This is a genomic window from Ferrimonas lipolytica (assembly GCF_012295575.1).
Taxonomy (GTDB): domain Bacteria; phylum Pseudomonadota; class Gammaproteobacteria; order Enterobacterales; family Shewanellaceae; genus Ferrimonas; species Ferrimonas lipolytica.
This window is the reverse complement of the sequence record NZ_CP051180.1, coordinates 3,460,599-3,482,540: the sequence shown is the minus strand read 5'-3', so window position 1 is coordinate 3,482,540 and position 21,942 is coordinate 3,460,599. Positions and strand designations below refer to the sequence as shown.

The following is a 21,942-nucleotide window of genomic DNA, read 5'->3' as shown; positions in this document are numbered from 1 at the left end:
CTCTTAACTCTTATTCGGTGACCAGCTGCGTAATGGCCCCAGACTCTTGTCGACGCAGCATCTCACCAGCTAAGGCCAGATAAGCTTTGGCGCCGGCGCTGCTCTTGTCGTAATACATCGCTGGCGAGCCGAAGCTAGGAGCTTCAGCCAAACGCACATTGCGTGGAATAACAGTGCGATAAACTTGATCGCCAAAATGGGTTTTCAATTGATCTGATACATCATTAGCGAGGCGATTACGGGGATCGTACATGGTACGTAAGATCCCTTCGACTTGAAGGCTAGGATTAACCAGCTGCGCCAGTTTGCCGATGGTATCCATCAGGGCGGTTAAGCCCTCTAAGGCAAAATATTCGCACTGCATTGGGATCAATACGGCATCGGATGCCCCCAACGCGTTCACCGTCAGCATGTTGAGTGACGGCGGGCAATCAATAAAGATGTAATCGTAATTATCGCGAATCGGTGCCAACGCATTGCGCAAGCGAACTTCGCGGGCAAACACTTCCATTAGTTTGATTTCAGCGGCGGTCACATCAGCATTGGCTGCAATTAGATGATATTTGCCGCTAGTTTCGGTTTGAATCACCTCTTCAGCAGACAGTTCATCAACCAACAAATCATACGCGGTATGTGCTACCTCATACTTGTCGACGCCGCTGCCCATGGTGGCATTGCCCTGTGGATCGAGATCGATCAACAGCACTTTACGTCGAGTCGCGGCCATCGAAGCCGCAATGTTCACGCTGGTGGTGGTTTTGCCTACGCCGCCTTTCTGGTTGGCAATGGCGATAATCTTAGCCACAGAGTCTCTCCGGATCAGTGGTTATTGGGCACGAACGATAACAAGGTGTCGCTGAGCATTCAGCTCAGGCACGATCAGTTCATGCTGGTCTTCGATGCTAAATCCCTCTGGCATCTGCCCCATTTCCGCTTCATCAAGTTGACCCTTTAACGCGTAAAACAGGCCATCTTGTGCTGGTAGGTGGTGGCACCAGCTCAGCATATCGTTTAATGAAGCAAAAGCGCGACTTAAAACACCATCAAAGCCTTGTTCTGGCTGGTATGCTTCAACTCGGCTTTCTACTGCTACCACATTAGTGAGTCCCAATTTGTGGATCACAGTGCGGATGAAACGGATACGCTTGCCAAGGCTATCGAGCAGTACAAATTGTTTGTCCGGATTACAGATCGCCAACGGCAATCCAGGTAAGCCTGGGCCGGTACCCACATCAATAAACCGCTTTCCTTGCAGGTGTGGGCCAACCACAATGCTGTCGACGATATGACGAACCAGCATATCCTCCGGCTTGCGAACCGAAGTTAGGTTGTAGGCTTTGTTCCATTTATCCAGCAGCTCAACAAGCTCAATTAGCTGTTGTTGCTGTGAAGCAGGGACATCAAGCTCAGTACGGTTGATTAGGGAAGTAAGGCGTTGCGCCAGCACAGACAGTTCCTCGGAAATTGTTAATTTAGTAATACCAATCCTAATTGCCTTGTTCGTTCTCAGTTGCCTAAGCTAACAGGCACATCATTATTACAACATGGCTGAAATTATGATTGCTCTAATGGAAAAGCCATTGGTTGCAACCCAGTTTGCAGCATAAACACTGAACAAACAAAGCAGAGGCGACGTCAGACCAATTAGGATTGGTGTGGTCATTATGAAGGCGACAACGGGGCATGGAAAGCCCCGTGACTAGGTTCTAACGAGAGTTAAGCGCTTTTTCGCAGTAAACCGTGCTTTTTCAAGTAAACCAGCAGTAGTGAAATAGCCGCTGGTGTTACTCCAGAGATCCGCGAAGCACTGCCGACGGTTTCCGGTTTATGTTCGTTTAGCTTGGCCATCACTTCATTGGATAAACCTTTCACTTCGTTGTAGTTCAACTCCAACGGCAGCTTCGTTGCCTCATGGCGTTGGGCTTTAGCAATCTCATCTTTTTGGCGCTCAATGTAACCGGCGTATTTGATCTGGATCTCCACCTGCTCTGCAGCGCGAGGATCTTCAACCGCAGGACCAAGCTCTGCAACAGCCATTAACTGCTCGTAGGTCATCTCCGGACGGCGGATCAGATCCTCAAGGTTAGCTTCGCGCGCCAGCGGTGTTTTTAGATTTGGATTCAGCTTGGCAGCGACGTCGCTGTCTTTCTGTACCCATGTTCCTCGTAAACGTTGACGCTCAAGTTCGATGGTATCGATCTTGTGGTTGAACTTAGCCCAACGTTCGTCATCCACCAATCCTAGTTCGCGACCGATGCTGGTCAAACGGATGTCAGCATTATCTTCACGGAGCAACAAACGGTATTCCGCCCGTGAGGTGAACATACGGTACGGCTCTTGGGTTCCTAAAGTGGAAAGATCATCAACCAACACGCCTAGGTAAGCTTCATCACGACGAGGGGCCCAGCTAGCTTGACCACGACCATAGCGAGCAGCATTCAACCCAGCAAGTAACCCTTGAGCACCAGCTTCTTCATAGCCGGTGGTGCCGTTGATCTGACCCGCAAAGAATAGGCCGTTGAGCAGTTTGCTCTCCAGTGACGACTTAAGATCGCGTGGATCAAAATAATCATATTCAATGGCATAGCCCGGACGGAGAATCTTAGCTTGCTCGAATCCTGTAATGGATTGGATCAGCTCAACCTGAACATCAAATGGCAATGAGGTCGAGATCCCATTGGGGTAGATCTCAAAGCTATTCAGGCCTTCCGGCTCAACAAAGATCTGGTGCGAATTTTTATCCGCAAAACGCATGATTTTATCTTCCACCGATGGGCAATAGCGTGGGCCAATGCCATCAATCACCCCGGTGTACATCGGGCTGCGATCCAAACCACGACGAATGATTTCGTGAGTGCGTTCGTTGGTGTGGGTGATGTAACAGGAGATCTGACGTGGTTGGCGTGACCGATCTCCGATATAGGAGAAGATCGGTGTTGGATTATCGCCAGCCTGCTCCTGCATCACACTGTAATTCAAACTACGGGCGTCTAAACGAGCCGGTGTGCCAGTTTTAAGACGATCAATACGCAATGGCATCTCTCGCAGCTTATGAGCCAGCACAGAGGCGTTGGTGTCGCCAATACGACCGCCCTCATAATTGTTTAGACCGATATGAATCTTGCCATCAAGGAAGGTGCCTACGGTCAATACCACTGCATCGGCATTAAAACGGATGCCAGCGTCGGTGATAACACCAGTAACACGATCCTGATCCAAGATCAGATCGTTAACCCCTTGTTGAAAGATCTCAAGGTTTGGTTGGTTGAATAGGATCTGCTGGATCGCTTGACGGTAGAGCGCGCGATCCGCTTGGGCTCGGGTTGCTCGAACCGCTGGCCCTTTAGACGCATTGAGCGTGCGAAACTGAATACCAGCGCTGTCGGTTGCCAACGCCATTGCACCACCAAGGGCATCGATCTCTTTCACCAGGTGGCCTTTACCAATTCCACCGATGGCTGGATTACAGGACATCTGTCCGAGCGTATCAAGGTTATGCGTTAGCAGCAGGGTGCGACTGCCGGTACGGGCACTGGCAAGTGCCGCTTCTGTGCCAGCGTGACCTCCGCCAACGACGATAACGTCATAGTGTTGTTGTGCCTGCATGCTTACCTACCTATTAACTCAAACCACTTGGGGCCAAAAAAGCGGTGCATTCTAGCACTGCTAAGCCGCTTTACAAAAGCTCACTTTTTACGCGTGAGATCTTAAGATCTAGATCTTAATTAAATAAGATCTTTTTAAAGATCCTTTATTTTTATTTCTATTAGGGAAGGCCATTTCTGTTGATAACTCATTGTAGCCCTTTACTGGCAAGGTTTTGCGGAGGATCGTAAGCTGTGATCTTCACGGGATCTATCGGATCTAAACCGGTGTATAGATCGCGATCTTATACACAGGGGCGGATCTGTTTGGATCCGACCTCTGAATAATCCAAGGTTTGATCACAGATAGATCCAAAGATATACACATGGTGATGTTATTAACTACTTATATTGTGAATAACTACGATTAAGCTGTGATCAATGGATCGTAAATTGCGATCATCTGATCATAATTGGCCACTGTTCTAACCAGCTTAATGCTTGATCTTCTGGGAGATCTAACTGTTGTACATCAATTTCGATCTTATCCACAAATGGGATCATGCCGCAGGATCGTAACTGCGGATCTATCTGTTTTAAGGCGCCACAAAAAGTATCGTAGCTGGAATCACCAATGCCACAAAGTGCGAACTTCTTCCCATTTAGTGACGGTTTTTGTTGGATCCAATCGAACCAAGGGTGCAGATTATCGGGCAGATCACCGGCTCCGTGAGTGGAGCAGACCACCAACCAGTGCGAACAATCAGCCAATAACTCCGCTGTTGGGGCTAGGCTGTAGGTCACCTCAAACTGACGTTTCTCTAATTCTGGCAGCAGTTCATCAGCAACGGCTTCGGCATTGCCCATGGTCGTTCCTACGATCAACGCGAGCTTAATGGTCATGTTTTCTCTCTTAGTTAGGCGTTATTTGAAGGGTATTTTGCAATTTCAGCGCTAAAAAAGCCCACCGAATGGTGGGCTCAGGCAGTGCTATTTACCAATACAGAAGGAGGAGAATATCCTCCCTAGTAGATCATCAGAGCTGAATTCACCGGTGATCTCGGTCAGATCTTGTTGTGCTAAGCGCAACTCTTCTGCCAGCAGTTCGCCGGCATGGAACATCTCTAACTGCTCCGCCCCTAGCGCCAGTCTATCTTGGGCACTGTGCAGCGCTTCTAAATGTCGTTGGCGCGCCATAAAGCCACCTTCGCTGCCTCCTTGGTAACCCATACAGGCTTGTAAGTGTTGGGTGATTTGCTCAACACCGGCACCGGTTTTGGCTGATAAGCGGAACACTGGTGTGCCTTGATTGAGGCTCTGCCCCATTGATTCACCAGTGAGATCGGCTTTGTTACGAATAACGGTTAAGCCCATTCCCGCAGGGAGACGATGAATAAACTCCGGCCAGATCTGTTCTGGGTCGGTGGCATCGGTATCGGTGCCATCCACCATAAACAACACTCGGTCCGCCTGTTCTATTTCATCCCAGGCACGCTCAATACCAATGCGTTCTACTTCATCGGAGGCTTCACGTAGGCCGGCAGTATCGATGATATGCAGCGGCATACCATCTATATGAATGTGTTCACGCAGGACATCACGGGTGGTTCCTGCGATATCAGTAACGATGGCGGATTCTCTGCCTGCTAAGGCATTCAATAGACTTGATTTACCAGCGTTAGGGCGGCCGGCAATTACCACCTTCATGCCTTCACGCATCAATGCCCCTTGTTGGGCACTCTGCAGTACGCTACTGAGCTGGTTTTGTACCTTAACCAAAGCGGCGGCAATCTTACCATCGGCGAGGAAATCAACCTCCTCTTCAGGGAAGTCGATGGCGGCCTCTACGTAAATACGCAGATGGGTAAGTTGCTCGACCAGATCATTTACTTGGGCTGAAAAATCCCCTTGTAGTGAACTTAAGGCGCTGCGAACCGCTTGTTCCGAGCTGGCTTCTATCAAGTCAGCGATAGCTTCTGCTTGGGTTAGATCCATCTTATCGTTGAGGAAAGCGCGCTCTGAGAATTCACCAGGACGGGCTGTGCGCACACCTGGTAGTGTCAAGATGGCCTTAATGAGCATGTCGATAACCACCGGACCACCATGGCCTTGTAGCTCCAATACGTCTTCACCAGTAAAAGAGTGGGGTGCTTTAAACATCAAGGCGATGCCTTGATCGAGCACAGCCCCTTGGCTGTCTTTAAACGGTAGGTATTCGGCGTAGCGGGTTTTAGGTACGCGGCCGAGCAGGGCGGTTGCAACGGTTTCGGCCAGCTTGCCGGAGACTCGTACAATGCCTACACCGCCACGACCGGTTGCCGTGGCTTGGGCAACAATGGTATCGCTGTGATCGGTCATAAATAATTGGCTTATTGGGATTACTGCCGCTAATGATATCAATAGTCGACCCTAGGTGGACAATCTATCCATCAGTGGTGCAGATAATTTATTGTATTGATTTGGCGCCAGTGCCGTGGTTGAGGCACAGCTTATGGCATTACTCGGTGTTAGCACAGACAAAAAAAGGCTGTGTCGTAGTTAACTGTTGAAGTTTATCTTAAGCCTTCGGCTTCATCGATTTCGGTGCTTTTAGGGGACTATGTCGCGGTGGCGGCAGCACATTCTTGTATGCATTAGCGAGGAGCTTCGCCCCCTTTGGAATCCCCCTTTGCCTTAGGTCGCTGTCCAAAACGCTTCGCTGAACTGCTCCAATGCGGCAGAAGATCAATAATGGTAGTGCTTTACCCTTGTATCGCGACTCGCCTAGCCAGTGCTTTAACTACCTTGGAAAGAGCAACACTTAATTGGTACACAGCCCAAAAAAATGGCCCCAACGCCAAAGCGGTGGGGCCATTGTTAGCTCGATTAGCAGGTTACTTTAATCCTTGCTTCTCTAAGCTCTTGTAGATGATCAGCTGCTGAGTGATAGCAACCAAGTTACCCACCAACCAGTACAGAACCAGACCGGATGGGAACCATAGGAAGAACACAGTAAACATCACTGGCAGGTATTGCATGATCTTCGCCTGCATCGGATCCATGTTAGCCATGGTTGGTTGCAGCTTCTGCATCGCAAACATCGACAGACCCATCAGCACTGGCAGTACGTAGTACGGATCCTGTGCGGACAAATCTTGAATCCAGCCAAAGAACGGCGCGTGACGCAACTCAACGCTTTCTAGAAGTACCCAGTAGAACGAGATGAAGATAGGGAACTGAAGCAGCATCGGGAAACAGCCGCCCATTGGGTTCACTTTCTCTTTCTGGTACAGCTCCATAGTTGCTTGGCTTAGGCGTTGACGGTCATCGCCAAAGCGGTCTTTCAGCTCTTGCATCTTGGGCTGCAGATTACGCATCTTCGCCATGGAGGTGTACTGCGCTTTGGTTAGCGGGTACATGATACCGCGGATGATCAACGTCATTACGATGATGGCCATACCCCAGTTACCTACCAAACTGTGCAGGAACATCAGTAATGAGTACAACGGCTCAGCTAGGAACCACAACCAACCGTAATCAACTACCAAGTTTAGCGTTTCTGACAGGGCTGACAGTGCTTCTTGGTCTTTAGGACCTACGTAGAAGTCGGCACCCATGGTGGCAGCTGTGCCGGCGGCGATAACCACGGAAGGCTGCTTAGCACCGATAATGGCGTAGTTACCAACGTGACGAGTGTATAACTCGTTGTTGTTGGTTGCTGAAGGTACCCATGCAGACACGAAGTAGTGTTGTAGCATGGCAATCCAACCGCCTTGAGTTAACTCATTCAGGTTAGCATCGGCGATGTCATCAAAGCTGTACTTTTCGTAGCGTTCGTCAGCCGTACTGAAGGCGGCACCACGGTAAGTAGGCATAAACATGCTGCCTTCTTCAACGGAGGTGGTTTGCTTCAGTTGGGTGTACATCTGAACCTGAGCATTTTGGTTGCTGTTGTTATTTACAACATATTCAACCGCTACGTCGTAGCTGCCCTTGATAAAGGTAAAACGCTTTTCAAATGAGATGCCGTTGGCGTCGGTGTAGCTTAATGGCACTACCAGTTGTTCGCCTGTCATTGTGAATGAGGTAGCGGTGGTCTGATATTGTGGGCGTTCGCCTTGGCCGTCAGGACCTTGGGCGCCGATTAAACCACTTTGAGCAACATAGTGTTCAGACAGGATGGTTAGTGCTTCTGCACCATCTTGCTCGACTTTGTGTTGAGGCAGCGATGCTGCAACGATGTCACCACCGTTGGTGTCGATGCTGATCGACAGAGTATCGGTAGATACGGTGATCAACTGAGCCGATACGTCGGCGTTGCTGTTAGGCACTGCCGCCGACACTGAACTCGGCACGTCAGCTTGGGAAGCACTTGGTGCACCCGACTGAGATTGAGCAGTTGGCTCTGGTTGTGGTTGCTGATCAAGTGTCCACTGTTGAAACAGCAAAAAGCTGACAAACAGCAACCCAATCAGAAGTAAATTGCGTTGAGATTCCATAGATTAACAGTCTCTGCCTTGTTTGGCTTTGGGGACCGGATCGTGACCCCCTTCATTCAAAGGGTGACATCTTATAATGCGCGCGATAGTTAACCAACATCCGTAGAGCACACCGTGCGAAGAAATTGCTTCCACCGCATAATGTGAACAGCTTGGCGTAAACCGACAATTGGGGCCCAGTAACGGACTTATCCATTTTTGATAGAAACGAACGACGCCGATTAGGACTCGTTGCAACGGCGAGCAAGTTTGCGCCATAACTTTTCTACCAATTTGTGAATCGCTGCGTTATCTAGCTCATCTACGCCTTTCTTCGCTATCACTACAATATCCACGTTAGGTAGATCATGTTGATGAAGGCGAAAGCTGTCGCGCACGACGCGTTTAATGCGGTTGCGTTGGCATGCTTTTTTGACGTGTTTTTTAGCCACAGTAAGGCCAATTCTTGGGTGTTCTGTGCCATTAGGCAAAGCAAGAAGAGTTAGATGAGGAGAGGCGGCGCGAGTCGGTTTAGCGAAGACGGATTTAAAATCGCCGGGAGTTAACAGACGTAACTCCCGGCCGAAGGTATATCGCACCTGGTTTGAGGCGCTATGCATAATAAATTATGCAGACAGGCGAGCGCGGCCTTTAGCGCGACGACGGGCCAGTACCTGACGACCATTTTTGGTGGCCATACGGGCACGGAAACCGTGGTTACGCTTACGCTTCAATACGCTCGGTTGAAAAGTACGTTTCATAGCTTTTTACCGTAATTCAGTTAACTGTACAGATTAACTTTAGCAGCTGCTTTTGCTCAATTCAGACGAAAAGAGTTCCGGCGGCTTAAAAAGAGGCCGAATTCTAATAAAAAACGACCACCAACGTCAATCTCAAATATGTTCTTTTCTACTCTTTTAGTAAATACACCAGCTGTTGTGGATAAAACTGTGTATCGACCACAAGATATAGACAGGGCGATCCGGGATCGGATCGTGCTGGGGGGATTATAGAGATCATTGCGATCGCTTTCTAGCCCCCGATCTATCTATGTTTTAACTTCTGATCGGAATGTTGATCTGGCGATCCTTTGCGAGATCAGGATCTAGGATCGGCGCTGGGGATAACCTTGTTTAGTTATGGCGATTAAGCGGTAACATAGGTAAAATCAACGCCAATTAAATAAAATAATTTTTCGGGGTTGATGCGGTGAGTGTACCGATTTGGCAGCGTTGTGTGGCTTGGCTCCAGCAGGAGTTACCAGCGCAGCAGTTCAGCATGTGGATACGTCCACTGCAATCAGAGATGCTTGGCGACACCTTAGTGCTGTATGCACCAAACCGGTTTGTACTGGATTGGGTTCGTGATAAGTATTTAGATAAAATCACCGAATACCTTCATAGTGAATTAGGCGACCAATCGCCTACGTTACGTTTTGATATCGGCAGCAAGCCAGAAGCGCGCCCTAAAGTCGCGATGGCTGAACATACCCGTCCAGTCAGTGCTCCTGTGGCGCCGATTACGGCTGTACCAAGCTTTGCTGCTGAACCCACTCGAGTTGCAACGCCAAACAGCGGCAGTGCCCGCAGCAACATCAACTTGACCTACCAGTTTGATAACTTCGTTGAAGGTAAGTCGAACCAATTAGCTCGTGCAGCTGCCACTCAGGTAGCGGATAACCCTGGCGGCGCCTACAACCCATTGTTCCTTTATGGTGGTACCGGCTTAGGTAAAACCCACTTATTGCATGCGGTCGGCAACGGCATCATGAAGAATAAGCCCAACGCCAAAGTGGTTTACATGCACTCTGAGCGCTTTGTGCAGGACATGGTTAAAGCGCTACAAAATAATGCTATTGCTGAATTTAAGCGTTATTACCGTAGCGTTGATGCTTTGCTTATCGATGATATTCAGTTCTTTGCCAACAAAGATCGATCCCAAGAAGAGTTCTTTCATACCTTTAACGCGCTGCTTGAAGGTAACCATCAGATCATTCTTACGTCTGATCGCTACCCGAAAGAGATTGATGGGGTAGAGGATCGATTGAAGTCGCGCTTTGGCTGGGGTCTGACCGTGGCGATTGAGCCGCCAGAGTTGGAAACCCGTGTCGCGATCTTGATGCGTAAGGCGGAAGAGTCAGATATTCACCTTCCTCATGAAGTCGCGTTCTTTATTGCTAAGCGCTTGCGCTCCAACGTACGTGAACTGGAAGGGGCGTTAAATCGTGTTATCGCCAATGCCAACTTTACCGGCCGACCGATCACTATCGATTTTGTTCGTGAAGCACTACGGGATCTTCTAGCACTACAAGAAAAGCTGGTTACCGTTGATAATATTCAGAAAACAGTGGCAGAGTATTACAAGATTAAGGTCGCTGATCTGTTATCAAAACGTCGTTCTCGCTCTGTTGCACGTCCTCGCCAGGTTGCAATGGCGTTAGCCAAAGAGCTAACCAACCACAGTTTGCCTGAGATTGGCGATGCCTTTGGTGGCCGCGACCACACTACCGTATTGCATGCTTGTCGTAAGATTGAACAGCTACGGGAAGAGAGTCACGACATAAAAGAAGACTACGCTAACCTGATCCGCACGTTATCGTCCTGATAGGAGCCTAAATGCTTTTTACCATCACGCGGGATGCGCTGTTTAAGCCACTGCAATTGGTTTCTGGCGCGGTAGAGCGCCGCCACAATCTACCTATTCTTTCCAACGTATTGATGGAAGTGAATGGTGACATATTGAAGATCACCGGTACCGATCTCGAAGTTGAGCTTATCGGCCAAGTGCAGCTTAACGGCGAAATTTTGCCGGGACGTACCACCGTACCTGCGCGTAAGTTTTTAGATATCTGTAAAAGCTTACCTGACTCAGCTGAGATTAAGATTGAGCAGCAGGACAATCGCTTACTGATTCGATCTGGTCGCAGTCGTTTCTCACTGGCAACCTTGCCTGCGGATGAGTTCCCTAATCTGGGTGACTGGGATGGCGAATTGCAATTTACCCTACCTCAGGGCACCTTAAAGTCGTTAATTGAATCAACCCAATTCTCGATGGCACACCAAGATGTACGTTACTACCTTAACGGCATGCTGTTTGAAACCGAAAGTAATGTATTACGTACCGTCTCAACCGATGGCCACCGTTTAGCGGTTAGTCATCGAGTAATTGAAGCATCATTGCCGGAAAAACAGGTGATTGTGCCGCGTAAAGGGGTGGTTGAGTTAAGCCGTTTGTTTGAGGACGACAACGACTCCATCACCATCTGTATTGGTGATAGCTCAATTCGCGCGGTAACCCCAAACGCTATCTTCACCTCGAAGTTGGTAGATGGTCGTTTTCCTGATTACCGTCGGGTATTGCCAAAAGATGGCGACAAAGAGATCGTTACCGATCGAGCTACTTTGAAGCAAGCCTTTGCCCGGGCCTCTATTCTCTCCAACGAGAAATTTCGAGGGGTACGACTGCAGCTAGAAACCGATAAGCTCACCATCACCGCCAACAACCCGGAGCAGGAAGAAGCGGAAGAGGTATTGGATATTCAATACCCGCACGCGGATCTTGAGATCGGCTTTAACGTGGCGTACGTCTTGGATGTGCTCAATGCGTTGAAAATGGATAGCGTTAAGATCACCTTAGGTGGCCCTAACAGCAGTGCGCTATTTGAAAATGCTGAAAATAGCGAATCGGTATATGTGGTTATGCCGATGCGGCTCTGATGATCAACAAGCTTCAACTTAATCATTTCCGTAATGTTCAGGCCGCTAGCGTTTCTCCCGCTGGCGGCCTGAATCTTATCTACGGTGCTAATGGCAGTGGCAAAACCAGCTTCTTGGAAGCAATCTGGTTTCTCAGTGTTGGCCGCTCTTTTCGGAGCCATTTATCGCAGCGTATCATTCAATATGAACAACCTAACTTCACCCTGTTTGCCAAGCTGAGCAATGACGACAAGATTGGTATACAGCGGCAACGCAGCGGCGATCATCAGGTTCGCATTAATGGTGAACCAGCTAAACGTTTAGCTGATCTTGCGTCGATGTTGCCACTGCAGTTGATCAGCCCAGAAAGCTTTACGTTGTTATTGGATGGGCCAAAAGCTCGACGAGAATTTATCGACTGGGGGGCTTTCCATAGTGACCCCAATTTCTTTGGAATTTGGAGTCGCTTTCGACGCTTGTTAAAGCAACGCAATCAATTGCTCCGACAGCAAGCCTCAGCGCGCCAGATAGCCGTTTGGGATAAACAACTTGTCCAGTATGGCCAATGGCTTACCGATGCGCGAAAAGCGTGGGTAAACTCGTTAAATGAGGCGTTGGAGGGTATAATAAGTCAGTTTTTACCTGATGTGCCGATCCAAATCAGCTTTAGTCAGGGATGGGACAGTAAAACTGAATTAGATCAAATATATAGCTCTAGCTTAGAGCGTGATCTTCAATTAGGTTATACCGTCTCAGGTCCCCATAAAGCCGATCTTCGTCTTAGGGTTAACAAACTGCCGGCTCAAGACAGTCTGTCTAGAGGACAACTCAAACTGTTGATATGTGCACTTAAGATTGCGCAAGGCGTAGTTTTGAGTCGACAGCAGCAACGACAATGCATATTTTTGGTGGATGACTTGGCTTCAGAATTAGACCAAGCGCGCCGAACGTTGCTGCTAGAACAATTACAACAAACCGGCGGCCAAGTGTTTGTTACGGCGATTGAGCCAGAACAGTTGGCCATGGTGCCCTGGGATAAAAAGTTCCACGTGGAACAGGGTCGGATAACGGAACAGCAAGATTAACAGAGACAGGTATATGTCAGAAAATAGCTACGATTCCTCAAGTATTAAGGTCCTTAAGGGCCTAGACGCGGTGCGCAAGCGCCCGGGCATGTATATTGGTGACACCGATGATGGCACCGGTTTGCACCACATGGTGTTTGAGGTGGTGGATAACTCCATCGATGAAGCCTTAGCTGGCCACTGTAGCGATATCATCATCACCATCCACTCCGATGGTTCCATGTCTGTAAAAGATGATGGTCGTGGTATTCCAGTTGATATGCACCCAGAAGAGGGCGTATCCGCTGCTGAAGTTATTATGACTGTACTGCACGCTGGCGGTAAGTTCGATGATAACTCTTACAAGGTATCAGGTGGTTTGCACGGTGTAGGTGTTTCCGTAGTAAACGCCCTTTCCAATAAGCTGGAACTAACTGTTCGTCGTCAAGGTAAAATCCACGAACAGGAGTACCACTTAGGTGATCCTGTCGCACCATTGGCTGCCATTGGTGACAGTGATAAAACCGGTACCATGATCCGCTTCTGGCCTAGCCCAGAAATTTTCTCTGATGTGACCTTCCACTTCGATATTTTAGCTAAACGTGTTCGTGAACTGTCGTTCTTGAACTCTGGTGTATCCATCCGTTTGCTTGACGAGCGTGATGGCAAAGAGGAACACTTCTGTTACGAAGGTGGTATCCAAGCCTTCGTTGATTACCTCAATACCAACAAAACCCCAATTAACCCAGCGCCATTTTACTTCAATACTGAACGTGATGATGGAACTACGGTTGAAGTGGCGATGCAGTGGAACGATGGTTTCCAAGAGAACATCTTCTGTTTCACTAACAACATCCCACAGAAAGACGGCGGTACACACTTAGCCGGTTTCCGCTCTGCGTTAACCCGGACATTGAATACCTACATGGACAAAGAGGGTTACTCCAAGAAAGCGAAAACGTCCGCTTCTGGTGATGACGCTCGTGAAGGTTTGACTGCCGTTATTTCGGTAAAAGTACCGGATCCAAAATTCTCCTCGCAGACCAAAGATAAACTGGTTTCTTCCGAAGTGAAGACCGCGGTTGAACAAGCTATGGGTGAAAAACTAGCGGAGTATCTGCTAGAAAACCCTGCCGAAGCTAAGCAGGTTGTTACCAAGATCATTGATGCTGCCCGCGCTCGTGAAGCGGCTCGTAAAGCACGTGAAATGACTCGTCGTAAAGGCGCGTTAGATCTGGCTGGTCTACCGGGTAAACTGGCAGATTGTCAGGAAAAAGATCCGGCGATGTCTGAACTGTACATTGTGGAGGGTGACTCTGCTGGCGGTTCCGCTAAACAGGGTCGTAACCGTAAGAACCAAGCTATTTTGCCGTTGAAGGGTAAGATCCTTAACGTTGAGAAAGCGCGTTTCGATAAGATGTTGTCTTCTCAAGAAGTAGCAACGCTGATCACCGCTATGGGCTGTGGTATTGGCCGCGACGAATACAACCCAGACAAGACCCGTTACCACAACATCATCATCATGACCGATGCTGATGTCGATGGCTCGCACATTCGTACGCTGCTATTGACCTTCTTCTTCCGTCAGATGCCAGAGCTAATTGAACGCGGTTACATCTACATTGCACAGCCACCACTGTACAAAGTGAAGAAGGGTAAGCAAGAGCGCTACATCAAAGACGATGAAGTGCTGACAGAATACCTAACCACCTTGGCATTGGATAATGCTGGCTTACACGTTAACGCTCAAGCGCCTGCCATCAACGGTGAAGTATTGGAACGTCTTGTTAACCAGTACCGCGACGTAGAAGCAGTGGTTGAACGTCAAAGTCGTCGTTTCCCTGTGACCTTACTGAAGCATCTGGTTTATGTTTCACCATTGGTTGAAGATAATCTTAGCGACAAATCATTCGTTGAGGCTTGGGCCGATAAAGTTGTTAGTGCTCTTAACGAACAAGATCTTGAAGGTGCATCGTATCGCTTTGAACTGGTTCAGGACGAAGAGCGTAACCTATGGTTACCTCAATTGGTTCTGCGTCAGCATGGGGTAGAGAGCGATTACCTACTGACTTATGACTTCCTTCACTCCAGTGATTACAAACGCATTATCTCCCTTGGCGAAGCGTTGATTGGCCTACTGGAAGAGGGTGCTTATGTTAGCCGTGGTGAACGTCGTCTATCGGTAGACAGTTTTGAGCAGGCACTGGAGTGGCTGATTAAAGAGTCCAAACGCGGCCTTTACATTCAGCGCTACAAAGGATTGGGTGAGATGAACCCTGGCCAGTTGTGGGAAACCACCATGGATCCTGAGAGTCGCCGTATGCTGCAGGTAACGATCGAAGACGCCATCGGTGCTGATCAGTTGTTCAATACCCTAATGGGTGATCAGGTTGAGCCTCGTCGTGACTTCATCGAGCGCAATGCTTTGGCTGTGGCTAACCTAGACGTATAATCACGTATGGAATTAGCTTAACAAGCTCTAATAGAAAAGCAGCCTTCGGGCTGCTTTTTTTGTCACTGAAATTTGGTATTTGATCAGTGTTTCACGTGGAACATAAAATCGGTATGGCTAGTTAGTTCTGGTGCTGAAACATAGTTTGTAAAACTAATAATCTGTTACTAAGATTTATCCTTACTTGCTCAGGGGTTAAATCTTTTTTAGAAAAACCATAAGAATTACTCAAACAATGTTCGCAGTAATCTCGTTCTGCTTTAACTTCTTTTCCACAGATACACTTCCAAACGTATTTTTCGCCCATTATTGATTTAACTGAATAGGTGGGGAATGGTTTAAAATTTTTTTCAATAGAATTTAGTAATGTCGTAATTGATTTTATATCCTCTTTTTCGTATTTAAGCTTATCCATCATTATTAATTTGAGAGCTGACTTTCTGACGAAAATATTGTCATTAGATAGAAGTTTTTCTATGCGTATGTAGTCGATTAAGAAATTATTTTTAGCAATTATCAGTAATGATTGGGATTCGGGGTAATCTAAAAACGCGTTATAAATAGCATCTACGACAAATGGACTTTTTTCGATGCTAGAAAAATATTCAATAGCTAGTTCAGGTATGTAAGAAGAGTTCTGACTTTCATCTTTATAGAATGTTGCCAATTGTTCGATTACAAAAGAAACAATCTCTGGATGATTACAGTTGAGAATAGGTAACAAAGTGTCGTTATTGAGGTAATAACTTTTGTGTCCTATTTTTTGCTTTGCCTGCATTAACAGCAACTGAGTCTTCATTTCATTTGCTGAAACACTATTCAATGATGCATTACCTTTGTGTGGTATTTCTGCTTTTGATGATTTATTTAGACTAACGACAGTTCCCATAGCTGTAACCATAAACATGGATTTACCACCGCCAGATACTTCATCTACATCAATTGTTACACCGACGAGTGCATCGCCACCTTCTAAGTCTGCCTTAAACTTTAACTCTTCTAATGCTGAGTATTTGATATCTTCTAGCTTTGACTGATAGCCAGTTACTTGCCCTCCAAATATGTCAGACAAGGATGCAAGTGCATCTCTAAATACGTTTGCTCCAGCTACAACATGTGAGGATACAATCCCTATATGAGAATCTATTTGTTCACCATAAATTTCATTGGTGGTTGAAATTTGTATAGTCCGTTTCAAAGTACTTTTTCCTAAACGTTATTTCTACAAATACCGTATAGGAAAATGAATAAACAAAGGTTGTGATAGATCCATTTTGTAGTCACTGACTCAATAATGCTTTCGGTTCGGTTCGGTTCGGTTCGGTTCGGTTTGGATAAATAAGCTACAAAAAACGTTATGTAGATTTTTGATTAGTTGGTTATAGCGGACAGTTAGAAATGTTTTAAAGGTTCCATGTGAAACATTGATCAGCGTAATCAACAAGAGGTTCCACGTGGAACCTCTTGTGCCAGAGCGATACTAGCTACGACGACTTAGCCGAATATACGATTCTCTTGCTCCTGTACCCGGATAAAGGTGGTGCGCTTACTGAGCTCTTTTAGTTTGGCCGCACCTACATAGGTGCAGGTTGAGCGAACACCACCAAGTACGTCGAGGATGGTATTCTCTACTGGGCCACGATAAGGCAGCAGTACTGTTTTACCTTCGGATGCACGGTAGTTTGCCACACCTCCATTGTGCTTATTCATGGCAGTATCGGAGCTCATACCGTAGAACTTAACCATGGTTTTACCGTTGATCTCTTCTCGCTCACCACCGGACTCATCGTGACCGGCAAACATACCACCGATCATCACAAAGTCGGCACCGGCGCCAAAGGCCTTGGATACGTCACCGGCGCAGGAGCAACCGCCATCAGAAACGATTTGACCACCTAGGCCGTGCGCGGCATCTGCGGATTCAATAACAGCAGAAAGTTGTGGGTAACCAACACCGGTTTTAACGCGAGTTGTACACACTGAACCTGGACCAATGCCAACCTTTACAATATCTGCACCGCTTAGAATTAACTCCTCAACCATCTCTCCAGTCACGACATTACCTGCGACGATAACGTGGTTAGGAAATTGGCCTCGTGCCTCGCGGACGAAATCAACAAAGGCTTGTTGGTAACCATTGGCAACGTCGATGCAGATAAAGCGTAGCTTCGGCTCTGCTTGTATTAGCGCCGTAAGCTTTTCCATATCGGTGTTAGAGGTACCGGTGGAAACCATTACATGATCGTAGATGGTTTCTGGTTGAGTAGCTAACCACTGCTGCCATTGCTCGATGCTGTAGTGTTTGTGAACGGCGACCAGCATTTCATGCTTGGCAAACTCTTCAGCCATTTGGAAGGTACCAACTGTATCCATATTGGCAGCAATTACTGGAACTCCGGTCCATTCACCGCCGTAACGGAAGGTGAAGGTTCGGCGAATATCGACTTCGGAACGGCTTTTAAGAGTGGAACGTTTCGGGCGAAATAGAACGTCTTTAAAGCCAAGTTTGATGTCGGATTCGATATGCATGGTATTACCCCGTGTTACAACTTCAGGAAAAAGCAATATGGGGACTGGATGGGATACAACGAAGTGAGGTTGTAACCGATACAGCTCACCCGTAGAAAAAAGCGTGCGCACCGGTTTTGGGCATTCTATACAGAAGTAGCTTAGCGACAATTAAAAAATAAAAAACAGATTGTTCTTTATTTGGGATAATAAAAAGGCCACCTTGCGGTGGCCTTGATTTTATAAGATTAACTTACTGTTGCAGAACAGAAATATCACCAACCTGCATAAACAGTTGGCGTAATTTCAGTAGCAATGCTTGACGGTTTGCACGCAGTGCAGCGTCTTCAGCGTTAACCATTACGTTTTCGAAGAAGGCATCAACTGGCTCGCGTAGCTCAGCCAGCATATGTAATCCTTGTTGGTAATCGCCAGCTTGGTACAGCGGCATGATCTGGGCGGTAATGGTTTCTACCTTGGCTGCCAGCGCTTTTTCTGCTTGCTCTTGCAGCAGTGCAACATCAACCTGAGCTGGAATGTCACCGTCAACCTTGGCGAGAATATTACCTACACGTTTGTTGGCCGCGGCCAATGCTTCAGCTGCATCCAAGGCCCGGAAGCTTTGTACCGCCTTAACGCGACGATCAAAATCAACCGGACGAGTAGGGCGAACCGCTAATACTGCTTGGATTACGTCTACTGGGAAGCCCGCTTCTTGATACCAAGCACGGAAGCGTGCCAGCATAAAATCGACTACCTGGGTACAGGTTTGTGCACACTTAGCTGCATCGTCTTCCAGTTTTCCTTGGGCAGCAAAACGACCGTAAGCAAACTCGGCTAACTGATTTAGATCCAGTGGTAGGTCTTTTTCTACAGCTATACGCAGGACACCAATGGCGGCACGACGCAGTGCAAATGGGTCGCGGTCGGCCTTTGGTGGCTGGCCGATACCAAAGATCCCAACCAGTGAATCCATCTTGTCTGCAATGGCCAGAGCTTGAGCAACACCAGAGGCAGGCAGATCATCGCCGGCGTAACGCGGTTGGTATTGCTCGTTTAGCGCAACGGCAACCTCTTCCGCTTCACCGTCATGGCGAGCGTAGTGCATGCCCATGATCCCTTGGGTATCGGTAAATTCGAATACCATTGAGGTCATTAAGTCACACTTGGATAGCAGGCCAGCACGAGCGGCGTTTTCTTGGTTTGCACCAATCAAACCAGCAATGTGCTGCGACATCTCTTGGATACGGTCAGTCTTATCTTTCAAGCTGCCAAGCTGCTTTTGAAACAGGACGCTGTCTAGGCGTGGTAACTGCTCTTCCAGCTTTTGCTTACGGTCTGTGTTGAAGAAGAACTCGGCATCGGCCAAACGGGGGCGAACTACCTTTTCGTTACCGGAGATAACAACCGCAGGATCCTTCGATTCGATGTTCGAAACAAAGATAAACTTGTTCATCAAGTTGCCATCGTTGTCGTATACCGGGAAGTACTTTTGGTCGCCCTTCATGGTGTATACCAGCGCTTCAGCCGGTACATTCAAGAAGTCGTTTTCAAAGCTTGCAGTCAGTACTACTGGCCATTCAACCAAAGAGGTAACCTCTTCGAGTAACTCATCTTCTAGATCTGCAATACCATTGATTGCTGCAGCTGCGGCTTCAACGTCAGCTTTGATCTTGGCTTTACGGGCTTCGTAATCGACCATCACATGAGTAAACAGCTTTGGGTATTGCTCAGCGTGGCTGATCTCCAAGAACTGCTCACCCATAAAGCGGTGGCCTTGAATAGTGGTGGCCGAACGCTTACCTAAAATGGTTGCGTCGATGCTTTGCTCACCTAACAACATGGTGAGCGTTTTCACTGGGCGGATAAATTGGGTGTCGTAATCGCCCCAACGCATCGGCTTAGGAATTGGTAATTTGGCCAGCGCTTGGCTTACTAACTCTGGCAACAGTTCGGTCGCTGCTTTACCGGCAACTTGTGCCTTGTAAAGTAACCACTCACCTTTGTCAGTCTTTAGGCGCTCAGCTTGGTCAACGGTGATACCGCAACCACGAGCCCAGCCTTGTGCTGCTTTGGTGGCGTTACCGTCGGCATCGAAACAAGCCTTGATCGCCGGACCACGTTTCTCTACCACTTTATCTGGCTGCTGTGCAGCCAGCTCCGCAACCTTGATTGCCATCCGGCGTGGTGAGGCAAACCATTCGATCTTACCGTGTGGTAACTCAACCTTGGTTAGACCTTCGGTGAAGTTACTGCAGAAGGCTTCGGCCAAAGTGCGAAGTGCCTTTGGTGGTAACTCTTCAGTACCCAGTTCAACTAAAAATGTTTGTGCTTGCATCTGGGCCCTCACTTGGTTTTACACATAGGGAAGCCTAGGGCTTCACGGGAGGCGTAGTAGGCTTCCGACACGGCTTTGGTCAGTGAACGGATACGCAGGATGTAACGCTGACGCTCAGTTACAGAGATTGCTTTACGAGCGTCCAATAGGTTGAAGGCGTGGCCTGCATCCAGAATGCGTTCGTAAGCTGGTAACGGCAGCGGGTTTTCTAGTGATAGTAAGTGCTGACACTCTTTTTCACACTGTTCAAAATAGCTGAACAGGAAATCCACATCGGCGTGTTCGAAGTTGTAGGTGGATTGCTCCACTTCGTTCTGATGGAACACATCACCGTAAGTGATGCGACCAAATGGACCGTCGGCCCAAACCAGATCGTAAACGCTATCAACGCCCTGTACGTACATTGCCAAACGCTCAAGGCCGTAAGTGATCTCACCGGTTACCGGTTTACACTCTAAGCCACCAACGGCTTGGAAGTAGGTAAACTGGGTGATTTCCATCCCGTCCATCCATACTTCCCAACCTAGGCCCCAGGCTCCCAAAGTTGGGTTTTCCCAGTTGTCTTCAACGAAGCGGACATCGTGCACCTCCGGATCCATACCGATGGCACGGAGAGAGCCAAGGTACAGCTCTTGGATGTTGTCCGGGGATGGTTTCATCATCACCTGGAACTGGTAGTAGTGCTGCAAGCGGTTCGGGTTTTCACCATAGCGACCGTCAGTCGGACGACGCGAAGGCTGCACGTAAGCGGCAGCAAATGGCTCTGGCCCCAAGGCGCGCAGACAGGTTAATGGGTGTGAGGTGCCAGCACCCACTTCCATATCGAGTGGCTGAACAACGGCACAACCGTGCTGAGCCCAGTAATCCTGCAGGGCTAAAATCAGCCCTTGGAAAGTATTAGTATCGTACTTGTTCATGGAGTCTCACCTGAATGCGGTGTGAATTTCGGAAAATAGCCGCAATTATACCCTGTGCGGCACGGTGAATGTAGGTTAAATTTTGGCGACCATCTATGAAAAACAAAGCGATATGGTGTTATGACGGATATTAAGCGGTGTGATTGGTGTGGGGTTGATCCTCAGTATGTGCATTATCACGATACGCAGTGGGGGCGACCGGAGCACGACAGCATTAAGTTGTTTGAAAAGTTGTGCCTTGATGGCCAACAGGCTGGACTCTCGTGGTTGATTATTTTGCGTAAAACCGAAAACTACCGTGCTGCCTTTGATAACTTCGATCCTCAAAAAATTGCCCAGTATGATGACGCCAAAGTAGCGTTACTGTTGCAAGATGCGGGCATTGTTCGCAATAAGCTTAAGGTTAATTCAATTATAAAAAATGCGCGGGCTTATATGAAACTCAAAGAGCAGGGGATCGACTTCGCCGATTACATCTGGAGCTTTGTTAATTATCAGCAGATCGTCAACAGTCCAAAAACCATGGCGGATATTCCGGCTACCTCGCCGGAGTCTGATGCGATGAGCAAGGCGCTAAAAAAGGCCGGCTTTAACTTCGTCGGTAGCACCATTGTCTATGCGTTCATGCAAGCCTGTGGTTTGGTTAATGATCATATTATGGCTTGCCCTAGCCGCAACGGCTGTATTGAGAGCAGGTAATTTTTAGGCTGTGTCACAATTAAGGATTGAGGTTTATATCAAGCCTTGGACTCTACCGATTGTGGCGTTTGAAAGGGGCTATGTCGCGGTGGCGACGGCACATTATTGTCTGCATTAGGGAGGAGCTCCGTCCGCTTTGGAATCCCCATTTTGCCTTAGGTCGCCATCCAAAACGCTTCGCTGGACTGCTCCAATGCGGCAGAAGATCAACGGCGGTTGTGCTTTCCC

At 48.1% G+C, this 21,942-nt stretch carries 18 protein-coding genes; 5 read left to right on the top strand and 13 right to left on the bottom strand.

The window, feature by feature from the left end:
* Window positions 1-10 precede the first annotated feature (10 nt).
* The 9 genes from HER31_RS15760 to rpmH form a co-directional block, all read right to left on the bottom strand.
* Window positions 11-805 carry a ParA family protein gene (locus HER31_RS15760; RefSeq protein WP_168661980.1) on the bottom strand — a complete coding sequence of 265 codons (795 nt, stop codon included), beginning with the start codon at window positions 803-805 and terminating at the stop codon, window positions 11-13.
* A gap of 21 nt (window positions 806-826) precedes the next feature.
* The gene (rsmG, locus tag HER31_RS15755) at window positions 827-1,447 is read right to left on the bottom strand and encodes a 16S rRNA (guanine(527)-N(7))-methyltransferase RsmG (RefSeq protein ID WP_238786852.1); all 621 of its coding nucleotides are present in this window, start codon (window positions 1,445-1,447) and stop codon (window positions 827-829) included.
* Between the two features lie 269 nt (window positions 1,448-1,716).
* A complete protein-coding gene (gene mnmG / locus HER31_RS15750; protein WP_168661978.1) occupies window positions 1,717-3,606 on the bottom strand; it encodes a tRNA uridine-5-carboxymethylaminomethyl(34) synthesis enzyme MnmG in 1,890 nt (629 codons plus the stop codon).
* Between the two features lie 437 nt (window positions 3,607-4,043).
* Window positions 4,044-4,487: an FMN-binding protein MioC gene (gene mioC, locus HER31_RS15745; protein WP_168661975.1), complete on the bottom strand. Its 444-nt coding sequence runs from the start codon at window positions 4,485-4,487 to the stop codon at window positions 4,044-4,046.
* A gap of 87 nt (window positions 4,488-4,574) precedes the next feature.
* Window positions 4,575-5,942 carry a tRNA uridine-5-carboxymethylaminomethyl(34) synthesis GTPase MnmE gene (mnmE, locus tag HER31_RS15740; RefSeq protein ID WP_168661974.1) on the bottom strand — a complete coding sequence of 456 codons (1,368 nt, stop codon included), beginning with the start codon at window positions 5,940-5,942 and terminating at the stop codon, window positions 4,575-4,577.
* A gap of 515 nt (window positions 5,943-6,457) precedes the next feature.
* Window positions 6,458-8,062: a membrane protein insertase YidC gene (yidC, locus tag HER31_RS15735; RefSeq protein WP_168661972.1), complete on the bottom strand. Its 1,605-nt coding sequence runs from the start codon at window positions 8,060-8,062 to the stop codon at window positions 6,458-6,460.
* A gap of 3 nt (window positions 8,063-8,065) precedes the next feature.
* The gene (gene yidD / locus HER31_RS15730) at window positions 8,066-8,320 is read right to left on the bottom strand and encodes a membrane protein insertion efficiency factor YidD (RefSeq protein WP_168661970.1); all 255 of its coding nucleotides are present in this window, start codon (window positions 8,318-8,320) and stop codon (window positions 8,066-8,068) included.
* Window positions 8,284-8,661: a ribonuclease P protein component gene (rnpA, locus tag HER31_RS15725; protein ID WP_168661968.1), complete on the bottom strand. Its 378-nt coding sequence runs from the start codon at window positions 8,659-8,661 to the stop codon at window positions 8,284-8,286. The genes yidD and rnpA overlap by 37 nt, the downstream gene beginning before the upstream one ends.
* 6 nt (window positions 8,662-8,667) lie before the next feature.
* Entirely contained in the window at window positions 8,668-8,802 is a 135-nt protein-coding gene (gene rpmH / locus HER31_RS15720; RefSeq protein WP_013347301.1) for a 50S ribosomal protein L34, read from the bottom strand.
* A gap of 448 nt (window positions 8,803-9,250) precedes the next feature.
* Between rpmH and dnaA the strand changes: the two genes are divergently transcribed.
* Genes dnaA through gyrB form a run of 4 tightly spaced genes read left to right on the top strand, consistent with a single transcriptional unit; the run spans window position 9,251 to window position 15,252 of the window.
* Window positions 9,251-10,645: a chromosomal replication initiator protein DnaA gene (gene dnaA / locus HER31_RS15715; RefSeq protein ID WP_168661966.1), complete on the top strand. Its 1,395-nt coding sequence runs from the start codon at window positions 9,251-9,253 to the stop codon at window positions 10,643-10,645.
* A gap of 11 nt (window positions 10,646-10,656) precedes the next feature.
* Window positions 10,657-11,757 (top strand): DNA polymerase III subunit beta, encoded by a 1,101-nt coding sequence (gene dnaN / locus HER31_RS15710; RefSeq protein WP_168661964.1) that lies wholly within the window; start codon window positions 10,657-10,659, stop codon window positions 11,755-11,757.
* On the top strand, window positions 11,754-12,821 hold the full coding sequence (recF, locus tag HER31_RS15705) for a DNA replication/repair protein RecF (protein ID WP_168663409.1): 1,068 nt from the start codon (window positions 11,754-11,756) through the stop codon (window positions 12,819-12,821). Before dnaN ends, recF begins: the two co-directional genes overlap by 4 nt.
* 13 nt (window positions 12,822-12,834) lie before the next feature.
* Window positions 12,835-15,252, top strand: coding sequence for a DNA topoisomerase (ATP-hydrolyzing) subunit B (gene gyrB / locus HER31_RS15700; protein ID WP_168661962.1), 2,418 nt, complete (start codon window positions 12,835-12,837; stop codon window positions 15,250-15,252).
* Window positions 15,253-15,373: 121 nt separating this feature from the next.
* Here the strand turns inward: gyrB and HER31_RS15695 are convergent, their stop codons facing one another.
* The 4 genes from HER31_RS15695 to glyQ form a co-directional block, all read right to left on the bottom strand.
* The gene (locus HER31_RS15695) at window positions 15,374-16,450 is read right to left on the bottom strand and encodes a YbjQ family protein (RefSeq protein WP_168661960.1); all 1,077 of its coding nucleotides are present in this window, start codon (window positions 16,448-16,450) and stop codon (window positions 15,374-15,376) included.
* A 296-nt stretch (window positions 16,451-16,746) separates the two neighbouring features.
* Window positions 16,747-17,781, bottom strand: coding sequence for a GMP reductase (locus HER31_RS15690; protein WP_168661959.1), 1,035 nt, complete (start codon window positions 17,779-17,781; stop codon window positions 16,747-16,749).
* Window positions 17,782-18,013: 232 nt separating this feature from the next.
* Window positions 18,014-20,098 carry a glycine--tRNA ligase subunit beta gene (glyS, locus tag HER31_RS15685; RefSeq protein ID WP_168661957.1) on the bottom strand — a complete coding sequence of 695 codons (2,085 nt, stop codon included), beginning with the start codon at window positions 20,096-20,098 and terminating at the stop codon, window positions 18,014-18,016.
* A gap of 8 nt (window positions 20,099-20,106) precedes the next feature.
* On the bottom strand, window positions 20,107-21,015 hold the full coding sequence (glyQ, locus tag HER31_RS15680) for a glycine--tRNA ligase subunit alpha (protein WP_168661955.1): 909 nt from the start codon (window positions 21,013-21,015) through the stop codon (window positions 20,107-20,109).
* Window positions 21,016-21,135: 120 nt separating this feature from the next.
* Between glyQ and HER31_RS15675 the strand changes: the two genes are divergently transcribed.
* Window positions 21,136-21,714: a DNA-3-methyladenine glycosylase I gene (locus HER31_RS15675; protein ID WP_168661953.1), complete on the top strand. Its 579-nt coding sequence runs from the start codon at window positions 21,136-21,138 to the stop codon at window positions 21,712-21,714.
* The last annotated feature ends 228 nt before the right edge of the window (window positions 21,715-21,942 follow it).

Excerpts from the sequence above, each read along its gene's own strand:
- HER31_RS15675 (WP_168661953.1), top strand. The coding sequence starts at position 21,136 with ATGACGGATATTAAGCGGTGTGATTGGTGTGGGGTTGATCCTCAGTAT.
- rnpA (WP_168661968.1), bottom strand. The coding sequence starts at position 8,661 with ATGCATAGCGCCTCAAACCAGGTGCGATATACCTTCGGCCGGGAGTTA.
- yidC (WP_168661972.1), bottom strand. The coding sequence starts at position 8,062 with ATGGAATCTCAACGCAATTTACTTCTGATTGGGTTGCTGTTTGTCAGC.
- gyrB (WP_168661962.1), top strand. The coding sequence starts at position 12,835 with ATGTCAGAAAATAGCTACGATTCCTCAAGTATTAAGGTCCTTAAGGGC.
- mioC (WP_168661975.1), bottom strand. The coding sequence starts at position 4,487 with ATGACCATTAAGCTCGCGTTGATCGTAGGAACGACCATGGGCAATGCC.
- dnaN (WP_168661964.1), top strand. The coding sequence starts at position 10,657 with ATGCTTTTTACCATCACGCGGGATGCGCTGTTTAAGCCACTGCAATTG.
- mnmE (WP_168661974.1), bottom strand. The coding sequence starts at position 5,942 with ATGACCGATCACAGCGATACCATTGTTGCCCAAGCCACGGCAACCGGT.
- glyS (WP_168661957.1), bottom strand. The coding sequence starts at position 20,098 with ATGCAAGCACAAACATTTTTAGTTGAACTGGGTACTGAAGAGTTACCA.
- mnmG (WP_168661978.1), bottom strand. The coding sequence starts at position 3,606 with ATGCAGGCACAACAACACTATGACGTTATCGTCGTTGGCGGAGGTCAC.
- rpmH (WP_013347301.1), bottom strand. The coding sequence starts at position 8,802 with ATGAAACGTACTTTTCAACCGAGCGTATTGAAGCGTAAGCGTAACCAC.
- yidD (WP_168661970.1), bottom strand. The coding sequence starts at position 8,320 with ATGGCGCAAACTTGCTCGCCGTTGCAACGAGTCCTAATCGGCGTCGTT.
- HER31_RS15690 (WP_168661959.1), bottom strand. The coding sequence starts at position 17,781 with ATGCATATCGAATCCGACATCAAACTTGGCTTTAAAGACGTTCTATTT.
- glyQ (WP_168661955.1), bottom strand. The coding sequence starts at position 21,015 with ATGAACAAGTACGATACTAATACTTTCCAAGGGCTGATTTTAGCCCTG.